Source organism: Fibrisoma limi BUZ 3, assembly GCF_000296815.2.
Taxonomy (GTDB): Bacteria; Bacteroidota; Bacteroidia; order Cytophagales; family Spirosomataceae; genus Fibrisoma; species Fibrisoma limi.
This window is the reverse complement of sequence record NZ_CAIT01000006.1, coordinates 804,074-827,529: the sequence shown is the minus strand read 5'-3', so window position 1 is coordinate 827,529 and position 23,456 is coordinate 804,074. Positions and strand designations below refer to the sequence as shown.

Annotated in this window: 17 protein-coding genes and 1 pseudogene; 13 read left to right on the top strand and 5 right to left on the bottom strand. The window is 54.7% G+C overall.

Features of this window, described 5'->3' with window-relative positions:
* Positions 1-13 precede the first annotated feature (13 nt).
* From BN8_RS11405 to BN8_RS33795, 3 genes are all read left to right on the top strand, one after another.
* Positions 14-2,836 (top strand): SusC/RagA family TonB-linked outer membrane protein, encoded by a 2,823-nt coding sequence (locus BN8_RS11405; protein ID WP_009282022.1) that lies wholly within the window; start codon positions 14-16, stop codon positions 2,834-2,836.
* A 71-nt stretch (positions 2,837-2,907) separates the two neighbouring features.
* On the top strand, positions 2,908-4,611 hold the full coding sequence (locus BN8_RS11400; RefSeq protein ID WP_040005996.1) for a RagB/SusD family nutrient uptake outer membrane protein: 1,704 nt from the start codon (positions 2,908-2,910) through the stop codon (positions 4,609-4,611).
* Between the two features lie 27 nt (positions 4,612-4,638).
* Positions 4,639-5,433: a PKD domain-containing protein gene (locus tag BN8_RS33795; protein ID WP_009282020.1), complete on the top strand. Its 795-nt coding sequence runs from the start codon at positions 4,639-4,641 to the stop codon at positions 5,431-5,433.
* A 125-nt stretch (positions 5,434-5,558) separates the two neighbouring features.
* Here the strand turns inward: BN8_RS33795 and BN8_RS11390 are convergent, their stop codons facing one another.
* From BN8_RS11390 to BN8_RS11370, 5 genes are all read right to left on the bottom strand, one after another.
* On the bottom strand, positions 5,559-6,320 hold the full coding sequence (locus BN8_RS11390; RefSeq protein ID WP_009282019.1) for an SDR family NAD(P)-dependent oxidoreductase: 762 nt from the start codon (positions 6,318-6,320) through the stop codon (positions 5,559-5,561).
* Positions 6,321-6,389: 69 nt separating this feature from the next.
* Positions 6,390-6,965, bottom strand: a complete 576-nt coding sequence (locus BN8_RS31675; RefSeq protein WP_009282018.1) for an ester cyclase — start codon at positions 6,963-6,965, stop codon at positions 6,390-6,392.
* A gap of 51 nt (positions 6,966-7,016) precedes the next feature.
* Positions 7,017-7,454, bottom strand: coding sequence for an organic hydroperoxide resistance protein (locus tag BN8_RS11380; protein WP_009282017.1), 438 nt, complete (start codon positions 7,452-7,454; stop codon positions 7,017-7,019).
* A 42-nt stretch (positions 7,455-7,496) separates the two neighbouring features.
* Positions 7,497-8,627, bottom strand: a complete 1,131-nt coding sequence (locus BN8_RS11375) for an alkene reductase (RefSeq protein ID WP_009282016.1) — start codon at positions 8,625-8,627, stop codon at positions 7,497-7,499.
* Positions 8,628-8,667: 40 nt separating this feature from the next.
* Positions 8,668-9,324, bottom strand: coding sequence for a DsbA family oxidoreductase (locus BN8_RS11370; protein ID WP_063827460.1), 657 nt, complete (start codon positions 9,322-9,324; stop codon positions 8,668-8,670).
* Between the two features lie 126 nt (positions 9,325-9,450).
* Here BN8_RS11370 and BN8_RS11365 point away from each other — a divergent pair, with 126 nt between their 5' ends.
* From BN8_RS11365 to BN8_RS11325, 10 genes and pseudogenes are all read left to right on the top strand, one after another.
* Positions 9,451-9,843, top strand: a complete 393-nt coding sequence (locus tag BN8_RS11365; protein WP_009282014.1) for a winged helix-turn-helix transcriptional regulator — start codon at positions 9,451-9,453, stop codon at positions 9,841-9,843.
* A gap of 159 nt (positions 9,844-10,002) precedes the next feature.
* Positions 10,003-11,322 carry a Gfo/Idh/MocA family protein gene (locus tag BN8_RS11360; protein ID WP_009282013.1) on the top strand — a complete coding sequence of 440 codons (1,320 nt, stop codon included), beginning with the start codon at positions 10,003-10,005 and terminating at the stop codon, positions 11,320-11,322.
* Positions 11,323-11,464: 142 nt separating this feature from the next.
* Positions 11,465-12,511, top strand: a complete 1,047-nt coding sequence (locus BN8_RS11355; RefSeq protein ID WP_009282012.1) for a glycoside hydrolase family 5 protein — start codon at positions 11,465-11,467, stop codon at positions 12,509-12,511.
* Positions 12,512-12,523: 12 nt separating this feature from the next.
* A complete protein-coding gene (locus tag BN8_RS11350) occupies positions 12,524-13,807 on the top strand; it encodes a polysaccharide pyruvyl transferase family protein (RefSeq protein ID WP_009282011.1) in 1,284 nt (427 codons plus the stop codon).
* The gene (locus tag BN8_RS33580; RefSeq protein WP_040005743.1) at positions 13,804-14,379 is read left to right on the top strand and encodes a right-handed parallel beta-helix repeat-containing protein; all 576 of its coding nucleotides are present in this window, start codon (positions 13,804-13,806) and stop codon (positions 14,377-14,379) included. The genes BN8_RS11350 and BN8_RS33580 overlap by 4 nt, the downstream gene beginning before the upstream one ends.
* Positions 14,367-15,164, top strand: coding sequence for a hypothetical protein (locus BN8_RS33575; protein WP_229367907.1), 798 nt, complete (start codon positions 14,367-14,369; stop codon positions 15,162-15,164). Before BN8_RS33580 ends, BN8_RS33575 begins: the two co-directional genes overlap by 13 nt.
* A gap of 164 nt (positions 15,165-15,328) precedes the next feature.
* Positions 15,329-15,565: pseudogene (locus BN8_RS34020) on the top strand (hypothetical protein); the annotation flags it as partial.
* 310 nt (positions 15,566-15,875) lie between these two features.
* Positions 15,876-19,322 carry a cellulose binding domain-containing protein gene (locus tag BN8_RS31665; RefSeq protein WP_009282007.1) on the top strand — a complete coding sequence of 1,149 codons (3,447 nt, stop codon included), beginning with the start codon at positions 15,876-15,878 and terminating at the stop codon, positions 19,320-19,322.
* 145 nt (positions 19,323-19,467) lie between these two features.
* Positions 19,468-21,468: an Ig-like domain-containing protein gene (locus tag BN8_RS11330; protein WP_009282006.1), complete on the top strand. Its 2,001-nt coding sequence runs from the start codon at positions 19,468-19,470 to the stop codon at positions 21,466-21,468.
* A gap of 400 nt (positions 21,469-21,868) precedes the next feature.
* Complete coding sequence (locus tag BN8_RS11325; RefSeq protein ID WP_009282004.1) at positions 21,869-23,404, top strand: GH39 family glycosyl hydrolase; 1,536 nt, start codon at positions 21,869-21,871, stop codon at positions 23,402-23,404.
* Positions 23,405-23,456 lie beyond the last annotated feature (52 nt).

Sequence of the window (23,456 nt, the reverse complement as noted above, 5' to 3'; positions counted from 1 at the left end):
GCTGCTGAGCATTATGAACTTCAAACTATACTATATCCTACCCGTACTGGTATTGCTGGCCGGGTTGCGTCCGTCTGCCCGGGCGCAGCAGAGCAGCCCCGACTCCCTGGCCGAAATCCAGGTTGAACGCCAGCGTACGTCACTCCAGCCGATTGGCTACGGCCAGCAACTGGCCTGGCGCGTGACGAGCGCTATCTCGACCGTAGCCGGCCGGGATCTGGAAAAGAACTTCACGACCAATCTGGCCAATACCCTCTACGGCCGCCTGCCGGGCCTGACGGTCGGGCAATCCGGTGGCGAGCCCGGCAACGACTCACCCTCGGTACTGGCGCGGGGTATCAACACATTCGGGTCCGGTCGGGATGTGCTGGTGATGGTCGATGGATTCGAGAGTACGTATGAGCAACTGGTCCCCAGCGAAATCGAAAGCATTTCGTTGCTCAAGGATGCTTCCGCGACGGCGATTTACGGCCTGCGTGGTGCCAATGGGGTTTTGCTGGTCACGACCAAACGAGGCCGCACCAGTCCGCTGGTAATTAATGCCAGCACCCAGCAGGGGTTTCATACGGCCACCCGGCTGCCGCAGTTTCTAGGCTCGTACGACTACGCCCGGTTATACAACGAAGGGCTTCAGAACGACGGAAAAGCGCCGTTGTATACCGATGCCGCACTGGAAGCGTACCGTACCGGCAGCGATCCGTACTTCTACCCGAACGTGAACTGGTACGACGAAGTGCTGAAGAAAACAGCGCCCATATCGAACTACAACCTAAACTTCCGGGGCGGTAGTAATACGGTCCGGTATTTTGTGCTGCTGAATTCCATCCGCAGCAATGGGCTGTACAAAAACGCAGGTAACCTGGCCGATGAGAGCGTAAACTCGCGGTATTCGCGGATCAACTTCCGCTCGAACGTCGACGTCAACATCACCGACCGGCTGTCGGCATCGCTCACCCTCGGCGGAACCGTCGAAGACAAAGCCAACCCGGCGGCCAATACAACCGGCGCGTTTTTTAACTCGCTGGCTACGTTGCCGCCCAATTCGTTCCCGGTCTACAACGCCGACGGATCGTTTGGCGGTACCAGTGCGCTGACCAACCCGCTGGCCAACCTGCTGCAAACCGGTTCGTATACCTCCAACGGCCGTACGCTGCAAACCACCCTGCAACTAACCGAACAACTGGACGCTATCTTGCCCGGCCTGAGCATTACGGGGGCGGTGTCGTTCAACAATTTTTTTCGCAGCTACTCCAACAAGACCAAGACCTACGAACGCTTTGCCGTGACCAGAAATACGGCCGGCGAAACGATCTACACCCGCTACGGCCAGAGTACCTCACTCGTAGGGAACGAAGCCAACTCCGACCAATGGCGCAATATGATCTTCCAGGGCATGCTGAACTATACCCGTACGTTTGGTAAGCACGACATTGCGGCCATGTTGCTCTACAATTCGAGCAGCTATACGAACATCAGTAACGCAACAACGGCCATTGAGAGTCTGCCCTACAAACACGTTGGCATGGGTGGACGCGTTACGTACACGAACGCGAATAAGTACATTGGTGAACTGTCGTTTGGCTACATGGGCTCGGAAGCGTTTCCGAAGCGTAATCGCTACGGCTTTTTCCCGGCCGCATCGGTAGGGTGGGTGGTTTCCAACGAGGCCTTCCTCAAAGATAACGCCCTGGTGAACTTCCTGAAGATACGGGCCTCGTACGGCCTGGCAGGCAACGACCAGATTGGCGGCAACCGCTTCATGTTCGAGCAACGGTATCCATACACGGCTGCCTATTATTTCGGAACGGGCAATACGCAGGCATTTGGCCTGGCCGAAGGTCCACTCGCAACAACGGATCTGCGGTGGGAAACGGAGCAAAAACTGAACTTCGGTGTAGAACTGAGTCTGGCCCGGCGGCTGGATGTGTCGCTGGACGTATTCCGGCAGCGTCGGTATGATATTCTGGCTACGCCCAACCGCACGGTGCCGCAGTATACAGGCGCGACACTGCCGTTGCTCAACATCGGTAAAGTGAACAACAGCGGCTTCGAGGCTATTGTGCGCTACAGTAGCAAATCGAACAGCCCGCTTCAGTATTCGCTGGAAGCCGGCGCGTGGTACGCCCAGAACAAGATTATTGAAAACTCGGAGGCTATCCGGCTCTACGACTACCAATACACAACCGGCCGACCCGTGGGGCAACCGTTTGGCCTGGAAGCTATTGGACTCTTCCGGGATCAGGCCGACATTGCCGCCAGTCCCCGACAGATTTTTGCGCCCGTGCAGCCGGGTGATATCAAATACAAAGACCAGAACGGCGACGGCCTGATCGACGGCAACGATACCCGCCCGATCGGTAAAACATCGGTGCCGACCCTGACTGTCAGCCTGCACCCGCGGCTGCAATACCGGAGCTTTGATCTGGAACTGCTCTTGCAGGGTGTAACGGGCCGTACCGCGTACTTTGGCGGAGCCTACTTCCACGCGTTCCAGAACAACGGCCAGATCAGTGCCATTGCGCTGGACCGCTGGACGCCCGAAACGGCCGCAACGGCCACCTACCCGCGCCTGTCGGCCAGCAACAACCTCAACAACTTCCGGTACTCGTCGTTCTGGCAGCGCGACGGCAGTTTCGTGAAATTGCGGAGCATCGAACTGGGCTATACGTTGCCGCTGAACCTGACAGAAAAGGTCCGGCTGACAAACGCCCGGGTGTTTATCAACGGCACCAACCTGTTCTCGCTCGATCGGCTGGAGGGCTACATTGACCCGGAGGTAGCCAGTGGATATCCGGCCCTGCGAACACTCAGCGCCGGTCTGCGGGTGCAACTGTAAACGTCATTCCTGAGAGATAAACGACGCCACCGGAAATGACACGACTGATAATCATAGACTTGTCGATCGCCATGAAACGCATTATACCATTTTTCGTACTAGCCGCCGTTGTCGGGCTGAGTAGCTGCGAAGACCTGGAACGTGAACTCATCACGGATATCACCGGGCAGCAGCTCATCCGGTCGTACGACTACACCCTGAACCGGCTCAACTCCATCTATACCGACGTTCCGGCTGGGTATCTGCAAATCGACGGAGCCATGACCGCTTCGGCAACGGACGAGGCCGAGCATACGCTCGAAACCTCCAACGTCCAGAAGTTCAACAACGGCTCCTGGAACGCGATTGATATTCCTGACAATGGCTGGGTTAATTTCTACCGCGGTGTTCGGAAAGCCAATCAGTTTCTGGTCGCTACGGATAGCGTCAATCTGGATCAATATCGACTCGACCCGACCCCCGCAGCCCAGACAACCTACCAGAATCGCCTGAACGACATCCGGCGATGGAAGTACGAAGCGCGGTTTCTGCGGGCTTATTTCTACTTCGAACTGATAAAGCGATACGGTGGGGTGCCGCTGTTTACGAAAGCGCTGACTATTAACGATAACTTCGCAGACGTAAAGCGCAGCTCCCTGGCCGAATGTATCAGCTTCATCACCGCCGAATGCGACTCAGCCGCCCGCAACCTGCCCGTCACCTACGCAGCCACCGACCTGGGCCGGGCTACCCGCGGAGCCGCCCTCTCGCTGAAAAGCCGGGTGCTGCTCTATGCCGCCAGCGACCTGTTCAATACGTCGTCCTGGGCGGGGGGCTATACGAACCTCGACCTGGTTACACTGCCGGCGGGCGACCGCACAGCCCGCTGGAAAGCGGCTGCCGATGCGGCCAAAGCCGTGATCGATCTGGCTGGTACGGGCTACGCCCTGCATAACAACTACCGGAACCTGTTTATCACTAACAGCTATACGCTTCCCGAAATCATCTTCGCCCGGCGTAACAGCGCTTCCAACGAGTTTGAGCGGGCAAACTACCCGATTGGCTATGACCTTGGCAACAGCGGCACGACACCTTCGCAGAACCTGGTCGATGCTTACGAGATGAGCAATGGCACCCGGTTCGACTGGAACAATCCCACCCATGCCGCCAACCCCTACGCCAACCGCGACCCACGACTGGGCCTGAACATCATTCTGAACAACACGACCTACAAAGGCCGTCCCGTTGAAGCCTGGATTGGGGGCCGCGATGGCCAGGGCGTAGTGAATGCTACGCGGACGGGCTACTACCTGAAGAAGTACGTCAACGAGAACCTGAACCTGCTGCTGAACAACACCAGCGTGTACTCGTGGAATATCTTCCGGCTGGCCGAGATCTTCCTGAACTACGCCGAAGCGCTGAACGAATACTCACCCGGTCACGCCGACATCAAAACCTACGTGGATCGGGTGCGTGCCCGGACCGGAGTAGCCTTGCCGGCCCTGTCCGCGGGGCTTTCACAGGCCGAGATGCGCGAACGCATTCGCAACGAGCGCCGGGTTGAGCTGGCCTTCGAAGATCACCGGGGCTGGGATGTTCGGCGGTGGATGATCGGGCCGCAAACGCTGGGCGCCCCACTACTGGGCGTAGAAATCACCCGCCGGGCCGACGGTACGTTCCAGTACAAACCGGTAGAAGTGGAGAAGCGGGTGTTTGAACCGAAAATGTACCTGTATCCCATTCCGCAGGGGGAACTGAACGCATCGAAAGGGCTGGTTCAGAATCCCGGCTGGTAGACCACCTCCCAAAAACCAACTTACCCAATGGCATTGTATTTAAACCTGATTCGGCTGGCCTGTGTGGGCCTGGGGTGCGGTCTGCTGATGAGTGCCTGCTCCTACGATGAATTGCCCGAAGCCGACTATCCACAGCAACTGCTGTATCAGCCTACCGCCCGCAATGGCGTGTACACCATCAACAGCCTGCCCCCGGCTACCGGTACGTATCGGTTCTCGGTCAATCTGGCGGAGAAAAAACTGATTGTTCCCCTGAGCGTATTCCGGGGGGGCGTATCGACGGCGGGTGATGTGGCCGTTACGGTTTCCGCCAACGCCGATACGGTTGCCAGGCTGATTTCGACCAACGTACTGCCCGGTACCGTTCCGCTTCCGGTGGAAAGGTTTGTGCTGCCTAACTCGCTCAACCTCGGCAATGGAATGGAATTCGCGCCGTTTGACCTGCGCATCGACCTCGATTACCTGCGGGCCAATCCGGGGCAGAAGCTGGCTGTTGGTGTTACCATATCGAGTGGGCAGATACCGGTCAATCCGGCCCTGAAAACGACCATTGTCTCGCTGGACCCGTCCATTCTTAAGCCAACTCCTAACTTCACCAGCAAGGCAGATGCGACCACTCCGCGCAAAATCGCGTTCGCCAATACCTCGGCCAATGCGCTGAGTTACTCCTGGGATTTTGGCGATGGGTCGGCGGCCGTGACGGACGCGTCGCCAACGTATACCTACGCCAAAGCCGGTACGTACACCGTTACACTAACGGCCACCGGGATTACCGGAAGTCAGGATGCTACCCAGAAAATAATGTCAGTCGTTGTACCTTGAGCGCCTGTAATTTATGAGTCGAATTAGATGCTGCATGCTGTGTAATTAGCTGATATATAACCAGGTAAACTAGTGTCTTTGACCTGATTAATGGCTGGTAGATTGAACGTCGCTTGAATCAGGGTTCAGCGCTGCCCACCGATCGTTAGGCCACCGTCAACGAGAATGCTCTGGCCGGTGACGAACGAAGCTGCTTCGCTACTAAGCCAGTACACCAGCTCGGCAACCTCCTTGGGGTCAGCAAACCGGCCCACCGGCGTCTGTCGTTTCAGGGCAAGAGCCGCTTCGCTGTCGGGGTCAAAATTGCGCCGGAGCATGGGCGTAACGATGAAGCCGGGATTGACGTTGTTAATCCGGATGCGTTGTTCGCCGACTTCGATAGCCATTGGGCGAATCATGCCATCCAGGGCCGCTTTGGTGGCCGAATAGATGCTTGAGCCGGCCAGGGCACCGATTGCCAGCCAGGAGGAGGTGTTGATGATCGATCCGCCGTCACCCTGCCGAAGCATCTGCTGAACAGCATACTTGCAGGACAGCCACACGCCCTTCAGATTCGTGTCGATCAGGGCATCAAGCTCGTCTTCGGGGGCGTCGACCAAGGGCTGAAAGGTGCCTTCCTGACCGGCGTTATTGACAACTACGTCCAGCCGTCCCAGCCGCTCAATGGCCGTTTGCACGAGGTGATACACCTGATCGCGACGGGCCACATCGGCCTGGACAAACGATACGTCACTGCCGAACGTGGTAAGGTAGTCGACGGCCTGCCGACCGACATCGGCCCGGCGACCGGCAATGACGACGCGGCCGCCCCGTTGCAGGAACAATTCGGCGGTGGCCAGCCCAATGCCGGTGGCTCCGCCCGTAATCAGCACTGCGGGATTGTTCATGATAAGGAAGCGTTTATTGATGAAGTGTTTGGGTAGACAGGCCAGACTCCTGGCCTGTCTGTACGTGAATTAGCGTCTTACGGGTCGGGAAGCCGCTTCCTGGAACGGAGCTGGTATGCCCTGAATACCCAACTGGATAAAGCAGCGTGGCCAGTCGAACTGATCCCAGTGCTCATAAAGCTGACCATTACGGATAGTCCAGATGTCGATCACATCAAACTCCAGCCGTTGCCCGGACGGCGGCACGCCCAGAAAAGGAGCACCCGTTACGTTGCCGGTGATGGTCCAGCGCACCACCACCCGATCTTCAGTGGCAAATACGTCCCGAATTACGGCATTCAGGTTGGGAATGGCTTTATAGAACTCTTCGACAAAACCAATGAGTCCATCACGGCCCAGAGGGGCGATGGCATTGTACTGCTGATAATCCGGCGATACGACCCGGGTAAAGCCGGCCGCCCGGGCAGCCGGCGTATCTGCGTTGAGCCCTTCTTCGAAAAAAGCCCTGCCCAGGGCCGCATTGGCCGCGATGGTATCCGTAGCCGTCGGTTTAACGTTCTCGTTTTCGTCCTTGCAGGCGGACATCGCTACCAGCAGGGTAACCGACAGAACGGCCAGGCGTAAAAAAGATGTGAACGATGTCATGATCGTGAAAAGAGATGTTTGTTGATGAAGTGGTCAGTGCGAACGAAGGGACTAGTCTTCGACAATCTGGTAGGTCGTCCGAACATTACCCCGGGTGGAATTACTGTACGCGCAAACGGTCTTGGTCGCTTCAACGAGTTCTTCGGCCACGTCGCGATTTACGCCCGGCACCCGGATGAACAGGTCCGCTGCCAGACCATACCCGCCTTCGATCTGGAGCAGGTGCACCTGCGCCGTTACGCTGACATTCTTGACGTCGACCGGCAGTTTGCGCTGCGAAGCGACAAAGGACAGGCTCTGGCCAAAGCAGGCTGAGAAGCCAGCCGCAAAAAGCTGCTCAGGATTAGTGGCTCCGCCGTTACCGCCGATTTCTTTCGGGAAGGCCAGGTGGACATTCAGCAGGTCATCGGAGGACTGAGCGTGACCATTACGGCCACCAACGGTTGTTACTTCGGCTACGTAGAGCCCCTTGCTTGTTTGTGTTTCCATTGTGTTGGTTTGTGAAAATTAGGTGAAAGGAAAAAGAACTGCTTAGTACGTGGAGGATACCAGCGCCTGGCTGGTCAGGGTAGGGTAATCCGTGTAGCCATCTTCGCCACCACCGTAGAGCCGGGCTCCGTTGACGTCGTTGAGGGGGGCTCCCTGCCGGAACCGCTCGACCAGATCGGGATTAGCCAGAAATGCCCGGCCGTAGGCCATCAGATGCGCCTGTCCGGTGGCCAGGGCGTCGGTACCTGTCTCGAAAGTCAGCCCACCGTTCAGTATGATCGTTCCCCCGAACGTTCTGGCCATTGTTGCCAGAAAATCGTCGGAGAAGCCCCCGGTCCCGAACGTAGCCTGGTTGAACAGGTGGATGTAGGCCACGCCGAGTTTACGTAGTTCAGCGGCCAGGTACAGGTAGGTGGCTTCCGTTTCGGCGTAGGGAGGCTGATCGTGCAGTTGACCAAACGGCGAAAATCGCACACCGACCCGGTTGGCTCCCCACACGTCGGCAATCGCACGGGTCACCTCAAGCGTTAGCCGGCTCCGGTTTTCGATGCTGCCGCCCCATTCGTCGGTACGCTGGTTGACCACCGGATTCAGAAACTGTTCGAGCAGATAGCCGTTGGCACCGTGCACTTCAACGCCGTCAAAATCCGCCATTCCGGCGTGGCGGGCCGCCTGGGCAAAATCCGAAATGATGCCAGGTATCTCTTCCGTCGCCAACGCGCGGGGTTCACCGTAGGGTAGCTGCGTCAGACTGCCATCATACGCATAAACGGTTGCCTGGTAACCCTGAGCCTGGACGGCCGACGGCGCTACGTGGGCCTGACCGCCCGGTTGAAAATAGGAAAGCGACATGCGGCCCGTGTGGAATAACTGAGCGAAAATGCGGCCCCCGGCTTCATGGACAGCCTGGGTCACCTGCTTCCAGCCTGTTACCTGCGGCAGCGTGAACAGACCCGGTGCGTGAATGTAACCCACAGCCTGAGCGGAAATGTGAGTGGCCTCGGAAATGATCAGGCCGGCACTGGCCCGCTGGGCGTAATACGTAGCCATCAGTTCCGTCGGTACGTCACCGGGCGCGTTTGCCCGGTTGCGCGTTAGCGGGGCCATAATCATCCGGTTAGGCAATAGCAGGTCACCGAGCCGATAGGGCTCGAATAAAGGAGAATGATTCATAACAGTGTATTAGGTTGATTAGATGAGCGTTGAGACCTGGTTAGTGTCCCGCGGGTAGTTGTGTCTGATGAGCGGCCCGCGTGACCGCCTGTACGAACTGATCGGGTGGCTGGGCACCCACCAGAATGAGTTGGTTGTTAAAGAAATACGTTGGTACGCTGCTGACACCGGCAAACCGGTAGAGCCGTTGTTGGTGCCGAACCACCGATGCCCCTTCGTCGCTGGCCAGGAACTGGTCAAGATCCGCCCTCGACCAGTTGAATGGTGCCAGAATGGTCGCAATCTGATCGGGCTGGGTCAGATCCCGGTTCTCGGTAAAGAACGCGTTGAAAAAGACCATTGCCAGCGTGTCCTGATAGCCCTCTTGACCGGCTTTCCACAGCAGGCGGTGCAGCAGGAACGTATTGGGCGACCTGGCAATGCGGTCAAAACGTAGATCGAGTCCTTCAGTCTGTCCCACCTGGGTTACCTGAGCAAAGACGGCATCACGACGCCGGGCCGATCCAAACACCTTGGCCATGTGGGCGTGGCGTTCCACACCGTTTACGGGAATCAGCGGGAACAGCTCGAACGGTTGCCAGTGAATTTGTGTTTCCACCTCGGGTATTTGAGCCAGTGCGTTGGCCAGTCGTTTGCGCCCGATGTAACACCAGGGGCAGACCAGATCAGAAACTATATCAATTCGTACCGGATTCATCTTCGCAGCGTTGACCGCCAGTTGTTTTTCGTCCCGATCAACGATACAAAATTGGCCTTGTTTCCGTCTGTAAATCAAGTAGTTACGAAATTGTGTGTCACTTACGAAAATAATAGTGTGCTGACTATGAGAAAGTTGAATTCGTCCAATGCGCAGAATCAACTGCAAATGATCACGAACTGCCCGCTGACCAGCAGCCTGATCCTGATTAATGGGCGGTGGAAGATGATTATCCTCTGGCAAATCAACGGTGGTGTGATTCGCTTTGGCGAGTTACGCCGGGCCATCCCATTGATTACTGAGAAAATGCTGACGGATCAACTCCGGGAACTGGAACGTGATGGATTTGTCCAGCGAACTATTTATCCCGAGGTGCCGCCCAGGGTGGAATATTCCTTAACGCCACTTGCGCAGTCGCTGATACCCATTTTAGAGCAACTGCTCAGTTGGGGCGAGCAGAACCAGGCTATTGACCGGGTCAGGCAGCATTATCTCGGTTCGGACGCGAAAGAAGCGTAAAGGCGGTTTAAACTCAGCCGGGAGGTGGTCAGGAGTAGTAGCCTGTCTGACACATGATACGCTGAAACGAGAAACCGGGAGTTTTTTTGGTTTAACGGTTGCGGCTGTAAGTGGTTTCTGGTCGTCGGTTGTCTTATGAATGCTGACCAGGTTCACTCTATGTTAAACCGTCGAGATTTTGTCAAACAGGCCGCTCTGATTGGTGCCAGTGCGACTACCAGTTCTACTCTGTTCGCTTACGCCGGTGCCCCCAACGACAAAGTCGTCATCGGGGTCATGGGCACCAACAGCCGGGGGGCGTTTCTGGCTAAAACCTTCGCCAAACTGCCAAACGTCGAGATCGGCTACGTCTGTGACCCCGACGCTACCGTGCTGGCCAGAACCATCTCGGAGATCGAAAAACTGACCGGCAAAAAACCGCAGGGGTTCAGCGACATCCGCCGGATGCTCGAAAAGAAGGACTTCGATGGACTCGCCATTGCCGCTCCCGACCACTGGCACACCCCAGCGGCTATCCTGGGGCTTCAGGCCGGTAAAAACATCTACGTTGAAAAACCATGCAGCCACAACCCCCGCGAGGGCGAACTGCTCGTAGCCGCCAGCAACAAGTACAAAAAACTGGTGCAGATGGGCAGCCAGCGCCGGACGTTCGGCAACGTCAGAGACATGATTGCCAGGCTGCACGCCGGGGCGATCGGGCGGGTCTACTTTGCCCGGGCCTGGTACGTCAACAACCGCAAATCGATTGGCAAAAGCAAGTCTGTGGCGGTGCCCTCTACGCTTGATTTTGACCTCTGGCAGGGCCCCGCTCCCCGGCGGGAGTACCGCGATAACCTGATCCATTACAACTGGCACTGGTTCTGGCACTGGGGCACGGGCGAAGCCCTCAATAACGGTACTCATGAACTGGACGTAGCACGCTGGGGGCTGGGTGTCGACTACCCCACGCAGGTGGTCTCGGCCGGGGGACGGTTCCAGTTTGACGACGACTGGGAAACGCCCGATACCCAGACCATTACGTTTAACTTTCCTAACAACACGGCCTGTAGCTGGGAGGGACGTAGCTGCAATGGTTACCCATCCGAAGGCAGTGGTCGGGGCGTGGTGTTCTACGGTGAAAAGGGGACCCTTGTTTATCCGGGCAGCAACAGCTACAAGATTTTCGACGGGGCGAACAAGCTGGTCGTGGAGGTTAAAGACAACACGCCCTATGATCCGGGCAACACCGTCAGCCCGACTGAGCAGCTTGACGGTCAGCATCTGTTGAACTTCTGCGAGGCAATCCGGGGGAATGAGCCCCTCAACGCGCCCATTCTGGAAGGGCACAAATCGACGCTGCTGCCGCAACTGGGCAATATTGCTTACCGGGTAGGGCGTAGCCTGCGGTGTGATGCGTCGAACGGTCACATTCTCAACGACACGGAAGCGATGAAGCTGTGGTCGCGGGCGTATGCCCGGGGCTGGGAGGTGGTGGTATAAGGCAATTGCAACTTGTATTTTGTAGGTTAGAATAAACCGGAATCAGACAGTCGGTGTACTGTCTGATTTTTATGCCTGTATTGAGTTCTCATTCACGAACGATGCGGCTGAGCTTAGTACACAGACCATCAAACGGTTATACATGAAACAGTACGCCCTCCTTTGCCTGTTTGCAACCCTGCCACTGCTCGTCAAAAGCCAGCAGACGCTCCGTGAGGTACCTGCCAGCCGGTACGAACAACTGAAAAATGGCATCAACATCGATAACTGGCTGGTGCGCAATAAAACAACGGGCGTTCTCGCGCCAACCCAATACACTGAATCGGACCTGAAACTTATCCGACAGGCAGGCTTTCGGCACGTTCGGTTTCCCATCCGTTCGGTGCTGATGGATGAACAACATCCCGAAACACTCAACCGGCAGGATATGGACAGTATCAAAGCCGTACTGAACCTGATGCTGAAAAACGGGCTGGCGGTGGTCTTCAATCCGGTACATCCGGCTCGCGAATACACGGCCCGGCTCGAAGCCGATACCGCCATGCAAACGGCGTTTATTCGCTTCTGGACCGCCCTGGCCCGCGAAGTCAGCACCTACGATCCCGAGCGTTTGTTTATTGAACCCATGAACGAGCCGTTTTTCAAAAGCCAGGCAGTCTGGGATACCTTCAATGGTCGGTTGCTACGGGCCATTCGCCGGGTTGCGCCTACCCATACGCTGGTGGTAACACCGGTAAAAGGCAATCAGGACGTAGCTGATATGCAGCCGGTTGATGATCGGAACGTAGTATATTCGACCCACTGTTATTCGCCGTTCGGCTTTACGCACCAGGGAGCCCCCTGGCTACGCTATACGTTGCCAACAGGCCAGCATTATCCGACCAGTCAATGGACGATTGACTTTATCCGTAAGGACTTTTTCGATCGGGTGCTGGCGTGGGCAAAAACAAACCAGGTGAGGTTGTATCTGGGTGAGTACGGGGTACTGAACACCGCTGACTATAACGACCGCGTAGCCTGGCTGACCGATCTGGGCACCATCATCCGGGAGAACCAACTGGCCTCGGCGCTGTGGTGTTATGGCCGTGCGTCGGTGAGCCCGAGTTTCTCGACGCTGGAAAAAAACGATGCGCCGGCGAGTGAGCGGAAATTTGACGATAAGCTTCTGAACGCTTTACAGCTTAAGTGATTATTTATCCTTATGAACAATACCCTCCATACCCGACGAGCCTTTCTACACCGCGCCAGCCTGCTCAGCGCGTCGCTGTTGGTTTCCCGAATCGGATTGGCTACCAACAAACCTGACCCGACGATTCTGTTTACATCGGGCTGGCAGTCGGTCAATATCGGTGATATTGCGCACACCCCGGGGCTGATTGCGCTCCTCAAAAAGCGGCTGCCAAAGGCCCGGCTGATTCTGTGGAAACGCAGCCGCAGCGCAGAGGTAGAGGCCATGCTGCTTCGGCACTACCCCGATTTACGGATCATTCACGGCAACGTAGTGAGCAACGTACCGCAGTCGGAGGCCGTGAAGCAGGCGTTTGAAGAAGCGGATTTTTTTCTGCACGGCTCCGGGCCGATGGTGGTGGCTGCCGATTACCTGGAAGCCTGGCACGCACAAACGAACAAACCATTCGGGCTGTTCGGCGTCACGATCCAGGACGTTAATCCGAATCTGAAAACGCTGTTGTCAAAAGCATCGCTGCTCTTTACCCGCGAAACGGCTTCGATCGATAGCCTCAGAAAAGCAGGGCTTTCGGGCGAACACATCGCCTTTGCGCCCGACGCGACGTTTGCCCTGACCATCCGCGACGACGATAAGGCGAAGGCATTTCTGAGCGCCAACAACCTCAAACCACGCGAATTCATCTGTGCTATTCCCCGGCTTCGGGTAACGCCCTATCATAAAATTAATCCCAACAACAACGGCTGGAGCGAACAGAAAATCCGCGAAGTCACGGAGCTGAATGATAAATGGAAGGAAGCCGACCACGCCAAACTGCGCGAGGCCATCACGGCCTGGGTCCGGCAGACGGGTCACAGCGTGCTGGTTTGCCCTGAAATGACCTACCAGGTAGACATCATGGACGAGTTACTGATTGACCCGCTGCCTGCCGACGTAAAAGCGAAGGTCGTTAAGCGGGGGTACTGGTTGCCGGACGAAGCCACCTCGCTGTATGCGCAGGCTCATACGGTACTGAGCTTCGAATGTCACTCGCCCATTATGGCCGCCGTTACGGGGACGCCCTGTTTCTACCTCCGCCAGCCGCAGGATACAATCAAGGGGCAGATGTACTACGACCTGGGCCTGGGCGACTGGACTTTCGAGATTGAGCAGAGCACGGGTCAGCAGATTACGGACCGGCTCATGCAGGTAACGAAAAATTACCCGGCCGCCCAGCAGAACGTCCGCAAGGCATTGGCGGCTGTCGAAAAACGGTACGATCAAACATTCCAACTACTCCGAAAAACATGGCTCGTATGAGACGTATTGTTTTCTCGATTCTATGGCTGGTATTATTCAGTCCGCTTGCTCTGGCTCAGGTTTGGCACGTATCCGGCGACGGTAAGGATACCAACGACGGTAAAACACCCCAAACCGCTTTCCGAAGCCTGCAAAAAGCCGCTGAACTGGTTGAGCCCGGCGACGTAGTATGGATTGGGGATGGTACGTACACCAACGACGATACGGGTAACGGCAGCGCCGTTTTGTCCATTACCCGCTCCGGCCGGCCCGACGCCTGGATTTCCTGGAAAGCCCGGCCCGGCCACAAACCCGTCGTTCGTCCGGTGGGCTGGAACGGTATTCACGTTTCCGGATCGTACCACATCCTTGAGGGGCTGACCGTGGTGGGCAACAACGATTCGATTGTGCTGCTGGCCGCTCAGGAAGACGCTAAAAAGCCGAAACCCAATCCGTTCTTTAACACCAACGGCATTTTTGTCAACGGGCGGCTGAACAAACCCGATCAAAAGCCCCACCATGTTATCATTCGTAACTGCTCCGTAAGCAAATGCGCGGGGGGGGGATTGTCGGGATTGAAATGGATTACCTGACGATTGAAGATTGCCGGGTGTACGACAATGCCTGGTTCATGCGCTACGGTGGCTCGGGCATTTCGACGCTCAATAACTGGGCCTACGACGACGCGCCCGGCTACCACATCATCATCCAGCGCAATTTCGTCTGGAACAACAAAACGCTTGTTCCCTGGGAGAGGATCGGGAAGCTGAGCGACGGCAATGGGATTATCCTCGACGTGACCGACGGGGAGCAGGGAGCTACTAACCCCAACGCCGACGCCCTGGTAAAAGTCGATTCTGCGCGGGCGGTTGAGCCACGGCCCGAAAAACCAAAACGCCCCGAATGGAAGGGCCGTGCGCTGGTGGCCAATAACGTGAGCGCGTTCAATGGAGGGTCGGGGATTCACACCTTCCGCACCCGTCACGTCGATATCATCAACAACACTACCTACCACAATGGCGGCATTGTCGGCTACCAGGAACTGTTCCCCAATCGTTCGGAAGACGTGGTGATTATGAACAACGTGATTGTGCCACGGCCCGGCGGCAAGGTTACCTCCAACAACCGAAACAAAGCCATCCGGTGGGATTACAATCTGTATCCGTTAGCGCAGGAGGTGTTTGTCGGTTCAAACGACATCGTAGCGGACCCTCAGTTTATCAACGTTCAACCCGACCCGACAAAAGGCGATTTCCGGTTAGTGAAGGGCAGTGCGGGGCTGCACTCGGGTACGAATGAGATAGCGCAGTCTACCGATATACTGGGAAAGTCCAGAGCCCGGTCAAAAGGCAGGGATCGCGGGGCGTTTGAACAGTGATCGAGCCAGCCCCATGATTACATAATTACCAGTTGAAACCGAAACACCAACGGTCGTGAAGGATAAGCTGATTGCGTTCCTGCCGTCGCAGAAGCTGGTGGCCCTCAACCGGTAAGATGATCTGAACGTTCACGCCCGATAGTACCAACGGCAGCACCTGGACCCGGTCGGCCACGTACCACAAAAGCCGGGATGGTAAACCCGACAGGCTTTTCTCCGTTTATGGCACCACGCTCTATTCAATCAATGCCGGCACGGGCCAGTTGGTCGATGGTTTCGGCCAGGGCGGACGAGTCGATTTTATGAGGGGCTTGAGGTGCCTGCTGCTATGCGTCGTCGACCCATTGTCCCCTCCCTGCTTCCGTTTGCGGAAGCAGGGAGGGGACAATGGTTTTCAATAGATTCCCCGTTCGTGTACGTACCGGCAAGAATTTATACTACTTCAGAACAGCTTTTGCGCGTGTCCGTATCCTCACCCCAACCCTCTAAAGGGCGGACGGGCTCTGTCGGCTTAGCTACGCCATTTCAGGCGTAGGGCCACCCTCTAAGGAGTTGGGGTAAAGCGCAGTACCAAAATGAGGCTGGTAGCATAAGTATAGTTTTGACAAGGCTGTAAGTGTATAATCCTGAAAGATTGTCTTAAAGATAAACCGTATTGGACACGTTTTATATCAGGCTGGTTGCTAATAGCTGCCATAATCTCCCTTTCCTATGCAAAATGGTTACCTCCACGCTTTACGACTCCTTTCGTTGTGTGTACTGCTGATTGGTGTTTGCCGGATCACTCAAGGCCAGACACTGTCAGCCAGTATGCCTTTCCCGCAGTTTAACTCTTCATACATTTCTGGCACGGACATTACTATTCAGGTTAATGCATCAACCCCTACGGGTACGACTGTCACCAAAGTAGAGTTCTTTGTCCAGGAAAACTTCTCAGGCACGTACAACAAAATTGGTGAAGATCTAACGGCTCCGTATTCATACATCTGGACCACACCCACCGTGGCAACGGCCAGAAGCTTTCAGATCAGAGCGATTGTAACTAATTCGGCTTCAAATACGGCCGTTTCCAATGCGTCAACTGGCTACAACAGCATCTCTGTTTATGCTCCAACATACGTCAGCACCCGAAACTGGTATGTGAGTGCTTCCGCTTCTGCCGCCAACACCGCCGGTACCGAAGCCCAGCCTTTCAATACAATTCAAAAAGCGGCTGACCGGGTGGCACCGGGAGATACCGTTTTTGTCATGGGGGGAACGTATACGGGCTCCGGAATTAATGTGGTAGGAATCCAGCGTACCGGCCTGCCCGACAAACCGATTGTCTTTATGCCCTACAAAGCGGATAAACCGGTCATACAGCTCGGTAATGCTAATTTCAATGGATTCAATGTTCTGCCGGCGGCCGCCTACATTCAGATTCGGGGGTTTGAAGTGATTGGGAACAACAATGCGATCACGCTGGAGCAAGCCAGGCAGCAGCCCGGCGCTTGTGAAGGGCCAAGTCCGACAGCGACTCCGATCGCCCGATTTAATGGCAATGGAATCTCGGTGAGTGGACGAACGGGCGGAAATTTACGACCGCATCACGTTACCATCGCCAATAACAACGTGCACGATTGCGCAGGGGCGGGCATTTCTGCCATCGAAAGTGATTACATCACCATCGAGGATAATACTACGGCCCGAACCTCCTGGTACACCGTGTATGGAACGAGTGGAATCAGCGTATTCAACTCTTGGAACTACGATACGAACACCGACCAGCCCCGGGTGATCATCCGTCGGAACCACTCCTTCGGCAATATCCTGAAGATCGCCTGGAACATCGGTGGCACAGGCACTACCTGTCGGTTTTACGATGGTAATGGCATTATCCTCGATAACAACCGGGCCAACGACCCGAACAGACCTACCGTTGTTAAAAACCCGCTTGGTGATTACACAGGTCGGTTTTTGGTGGAGAACAACGTCTGTTATCTCAATGGAGGCCGGGGAATCAACGTAAACTACAGCGATAATGTAACCATCATCAACAACACGACCTATCAGAACGGCCAGAGCGATGGACCACTCTATTTTGGGATCGATAACGAACTGATCATGCAGGGATCGATTGGCTGCCGGGTTTTTAACAATATTTTCTACGGAAAACCAGGCGAAAGCCCCAGTTCGGTTTCGGGTAGTTCAGATCTTCAGCAGAACAATAACCTGACTTTCAGCGATTTTGATAATGGCTATTTTACGGGCGGGCAGAATGTAGTCGGGCAGGACCCTTTATTTGTCGATGCAGCTAACGGTGACTTTCGGCTTACTGCCACCAGCCCGGCGATCAACGCTGGAAGTGCCGTACCTGGGCAATATCCGCTCCGCGACATACTCGGGGTGGAGCGGCCGCAGGGCGCTGGTGTTGATATCGGAGCCTATGAGTATCAGGGAAGTCCTATTGTTTTTTCCCAGCAGCCGGCCAGTGGTTCGGCGGTTTGTGCAGGCACTGACGTGAGCATCTCGGTTCGCGTCGACGGCCCCGTAAAAACGTATCAGTGGTACAGGGAATCTCCGTCCGGGCAGATAGTAAGTCTGACAGGTGTGACCTCGGCGACCACGGCTACGTTGACACTACCAACAACGACGACAGCCGATCAGGGCGCTTATTTTGTTGTCGTTACCGGCTTCAATAGCCTAACGTCTACAGCGTTCTCACTTACGGTGAATGCAGTTCCCGATGCGCCGAATGTCGGTAGTTTAACCGTGGCGCAAGGGGCTGCCAACGTCAGTTTATCCGCAACGAACTGCCCCGGCGTACTTAGCTGGAACGGCGTGGAAGGAGGACCGACATTACCAGTGTCGACGACGGCTGTCGGGCATTTTGTTTATTCGGTTACCTGTAAAGTCGGTGATTGTACCAGCCCGGCTGCCAGCGTAACCCTGACGGTCACTGCTCCACCCGTTGTTCTAAGCGTTTTATACCGGGACGGGGATAATAATCAGACAGGTAACAATACCATCCGACCCTATTTCAAACTGCAAAATGAGGGCGTTTCGGCTGTACTTTATTCCGAGGTGACCGTCCGGTACTGGCTGACTGCGGAAGATTTTTCGCCGGTGACGAACCTGTCCGTGTACTGGGCACAGTTAGGGACCAATAAGGTAAGAATGAAGTACGTAGCCCTGCCGCAGCCCCGACAAGGAGCATTTGGGTATGTTGAATACAGCTTTGATGCTGCCGCCGGAACGTTGTCGCCCGGCAGTAACTCAGGCGAAATTCAAACCGGAATCGGAAAACAGAACTGGACAAATTTTTCGGAAACAGACGACTACTCATTTGTGTCGACTGCCGCTTACGCCAGGAATAACCGGATTACCGTGTACCATAAAGGTGAATTGGTTGGGGGTGTTGAGCCATCGGTCAGTACGCCGGTGACATCCCTAAAGGTATACGCTGAAAACAGGAATTCGAATCCCACTACCAACCAGATCAGTACGCACCTCAAACTGGTTAATAACGGTAACGTACCGCTGGACTACAGCCAATTGACAGTACGGTACTGGTTTTCTGCCGATGGCGATAAGCCTTTAGTACATACCGTCGACTATGCTGAGTTGGGAAATAGCAATGTCAGAGGCCGGTTTGTCAACGAAATTCGTAGCGGTACGGATAGGTATCTGGAGTTGAGCTTTGCTTCCTCGCTGGGGCAACTCCAGCCCGCCAGTTCGACCGGAATCATTCAGCAGCGAATCAACAAGAGCGATTGGTCGACCTTCAACGAAGCCAATGACTTCTCCTACAAACCGGCTGGTCCCCTGGCAGAAAACCCCAGCATCACGGTTTATCTCAGCGGATCGCTGGTATACGGTCAGGAGCCGGGGCCAGTGGGGGCCCGGGTGGCAGCAGAGGGCCGTTCTGAGCTGCGGGTGATGGTGCTAGGTAACCCGGTAACCGATCAGTACGTGCGGGCGCGGGTAAACGGAGCGGAAGGGCAGCCATTGGTCGTCGACCTGATTAATCTTCAGGGGCAATCCATTCAACAGGAACGTTATGGACGGGCAACCTCTCAACAGGAGGTCGTGCTCATTACGGACATGGCATCGGGCACTTATTTACTGCGAATCAGTACGCCTACAGAAACACAAACCGTAAAACTTGTCAGGCAATAATTAACCTCCTGCCCAATTCTTCCTGGTTGAAAGCAGACTGCTATGCTGTCTCGGGGAAGAATTGGAGCAGAATGGGATCGATACGTTCATCCGCACCCGTGGTAACTGAATCGTTTCTTTTCATCTCCCTTAACACGAAAATGTAATGAAAGCACTTGCAATGGCCCTGGTGGTTACTGCGGGCATCACAACCCATGTGTTTTGCCAAGCTCTTTCGGTCAATCTAAACTACCCCCAGTTCAACTCGTCTTATCTGGCAGGAAAGACCATAACGATCCAGGCGACGGCAACAACGCCACCGGGGACGAGCATTACGAAAGTGGAGTTTTTCTACAGTGTGGATTTTTCTGGCTCGTACACAAAAATTGGGGATGACACATCGGCTCCCTATTCCATAAACTGGACGGCACCAAGTGTCACTACGGCGAAAAGCTATCAGATCAGGGCCGTCGTTACCAATTCGGCGGCTACTAGTGCAGGGCAGTCGGGGGTAGGCTACAACGGAATTACGCTCTATCCGACAGATTACACCAGTACCCGGAACTGGTACGTAAGTCAGACGGCTTCCCCAACTAACACGCAAGGAACAGAAGATTTTCCCTTTAACACCATCCAGAAAGCAGCCGACAAAGCAGCCCCCGGAGATATTATTTTTGTCAAAACGGGCACTTACACCAGCACCAGTTCCGACATAGTCAGCATCCGGCGAACCGGAACCCCTGCCCAGCCGATCATTATCAAACCCTACGGTACAGACAGCCCGAAGCTGCAGATGGGGGATACTAACTGGAATGCATTCAATGTGCTGCCCGGGGCAGCATACGTTACCATTCAGGGGTTCGAAATCATTGGCAACAGCAGCAATATTACGCTGGCTCAGGCCCAGGCCCAACCGGGTGCCTGTGAAGGTTCCAGTCCGTCCGCAACACCCATCCCCAGGTTCAATGGGAATGGAATATCCGTTAACGGTCGGTCGGGTGGTATGAACCGACCGCACCACATTGTCATCGCTGACAACAACGTACATGATTGTGCAGGGGCGGGCATTTCAGCGATCGAAAGCGACTATATTACGATTGAGCGAAATTCAACGTCGTATAATTCCTGGTATACCGTATATGGCACCAGTGGTATCAGTGTATTTAACTCCTGGAATTATGATAACAGTACCACCGCTCCCCGAATCATTATCCGCCGGAATCGTTCCTTCGGTAATATGCTGAAAGTTGCCTGGAACATTGGTGGTACAGGAACCAATTGTCGGTTCTACGATGGCAATGGTATTATTCTGGATAATAACCGAGCCAATGACCCCACTAATACGTCTGTTCAAAAAAATCCATTGGGCGCATATACTGGCAAATTTCAGGTCGAAAATAACGTTTGTTATCAGAACGGGGGGCGGGGCATTAACATCAACTTCTCTGACAATGCGTCGGTTATCAATAACACAACGTATCGGAATGGACAAAGTGATGGAGGATCCGGAATTGGGATTGAGAATGAGTTAATCGTTCTCGGTTCACTCGGGACGCGTGTTTACAACAACATCTTTTACGGTAAAGCGGGCGAAACGCCCACTTCTGTGTCGGGCGGCTCTACGGTACAACATAACAATAACCTGACGTTCGGTGGCGCTAACAATGGCTACTTCACTACAGCTCAGAATCTGGTAGGGCAGGACCCTTTGTTTTCGAATGCTGCAAACGGCAACTTCTGGCTAAGTAAGGTACCTTTGAGCCCTGCTATTAACAAGGGAAGCAATGTGCAGGGCCAATTCACGCCAAACGATTTTTATGGCACAAGCCGACCCCAGTCGTTAAGCGCTGACATTGGCGCTTTTGAGATTACGGGCGTAGCCGCACGAATGGCGGCCGAACTCCTTCCGGAGACTGGACTACAAGTCACCTTACTAGAGAATCCCGTTCAGGACGACGCCGTGATAGTTCAGGTAAGTGGGGGTGACGGACAGCCGCTGCGACTGCTGCTGACCGACGTGCAAGGACAATCAATCACAGACCAGCGTACAACCTTAAAAAGTCACTCAACTCAATACCGACTGCCGCTTAATCAGCATCGGGGAATCCTGTTACTACAGGTGAGCACTGACCTGGAAAAGAAATCCATTAGAATTCTCAGACAGTAGAAACGGCTGAGCATGAAGAACGATGGGGTATAAACGCTCAAACCAACGAAAAACCACGTACGTGCAATGGCCGATGCGACGGGTGAGTTGTTGTTTCAGGTAAATTTTGACAACTCAAGTCTGGTCACCACCAGCAATTCTCAGGTAGCTGAGATCACCGGCAGTGGTCGAGCCTATGGCGGGAACGGCAGTCACTGTTGAGGATGTATCGGCCGCAAAAGCAGTACAGGATTCACCTAACCCCGGGTTGAGCCGGATTGTAATCCGACATACGACGCCGGCCAAAACGACCATGCAGCTTCGGGTAACTGCGATACCCGGCAGCGTCAGGCGCACGCGTTGATGCGAGCTGGCTTTTTGATAATAAACGACTACTTAACCACTAATTGAGCAATCGAATATGCCCTTCACTACCCACGACCGGTTCGTTGGCAAACTGCAGTATGGTCTGGCCGTATTGCTGCTTCTAACGAAGGCTTTAGGCAATGCGCAGACAATTGATACGAGTCGTACCCGGGTGATTACTTCATTCAGGGTAGATCTGCCGTATCTGGGTGCGGTCAAACTCCGCTCTACGAATGAGATTGCGTCGTCTAACTGGTTAATTGGCTGCGAGACACTGGATCGAGATTTTACGGATTATGATCAGTACAAGGGGTACCTCGTTCCATTGGGGATCAAACGGCTGCGAATGCAGGCCGGGTGGGATAAAACCGAGAAGGTTAAGGGGCAGTATGATTGGGCCTGGCTCGACCACATTATTGACGACGCCCATAAGCGGGGGCTGAAACCCTGGTTGCAGACTTCGTATGGTAATCACAACTACCCTGATGGGGGTGGGTCGAATCTGGGTGCCGGTATGCCTACCTCAAAGGAAGCGCTCGAAGCCTGGGACAGATGGGTGGAAGCGTTGGTAAAACGATACAGGGATAAAGTTACTGACTGGGAGATATGGAACGAGCCTAATTTTGGCGATAACCAGGAAAACACCCCGGAGAAGGCGGCTGCGTTGAATATACGCACGATCGATATAATCAAGCGCATTCAGCCCCAGGCGAAGGTTTCGGGGCTGGCTATGGGACATATTGACCTGACCTACGCTGAAACCTTCTTTCGAATCCTGGCCGAAAAAAAGAAGATTCAGTTGTTTGATAATTTCACGTATCACGACTACACCTATAATCCCGATTCCCATTACCCGAAAGTGATGAAGTTGCGGGCTATCCTCCACAAGTATGCGCCAACCCTTCCCCTTCGGCAGGGCGAGAACGGAGCACCGTCAAGTCCGGGTTTCGGTCGGGGGGCGCTTGGAGATTATGAGTGGTCGGAACTAACCCAGGCGAAGTGGGACACGCGCCGGATGCTTGGTGATCTGGGGCACGATATAGAAACCAGCATCTTTGGAATTATCGAGATGGCCTACACCAACGGCCCCATAAACCGGCTCAATTATAAGGGGATCATCAAATCGGATACAACCCGACAGGCCATACGCCCAAAAATGGCCTACTACGCTATTCAGCACGTAACGGCGATCTTCGACCATTCCCTGCAGCGAATCCAGAACGTTGACCTGACGTTCAACAAAAATCAGGTTCCTGCACAAGCCGATGCCATTCTTTATTCTAAAGGAACTGATCGTGAAATGGCCGTATACGGCTATCGGCACAAGACGTCGCGAAAACAGTTGTTTACCATATGGATGAATGAATACATCCCGACGGAGTCAACTACAACCCGCAACCTGACGTTCACGTTTGCCAACGCCAATATAGATACGCCTGTTTATGTCGATATTATTACGGGAGGTGTCTATGACATTCCAGCCGCCAAATGGAAAAAAAATGGTAACGTTTACACCTTTACGGACATTCCGGTCTATGATGCCCCCATCCTGATTGCCGACAAAAGTTTAATTCAATTGCGGCCGAATTGAGCTAACAGAACAGATCAGGCACGCTCCAGGTGGGCTTACAGGCGTTATCGAA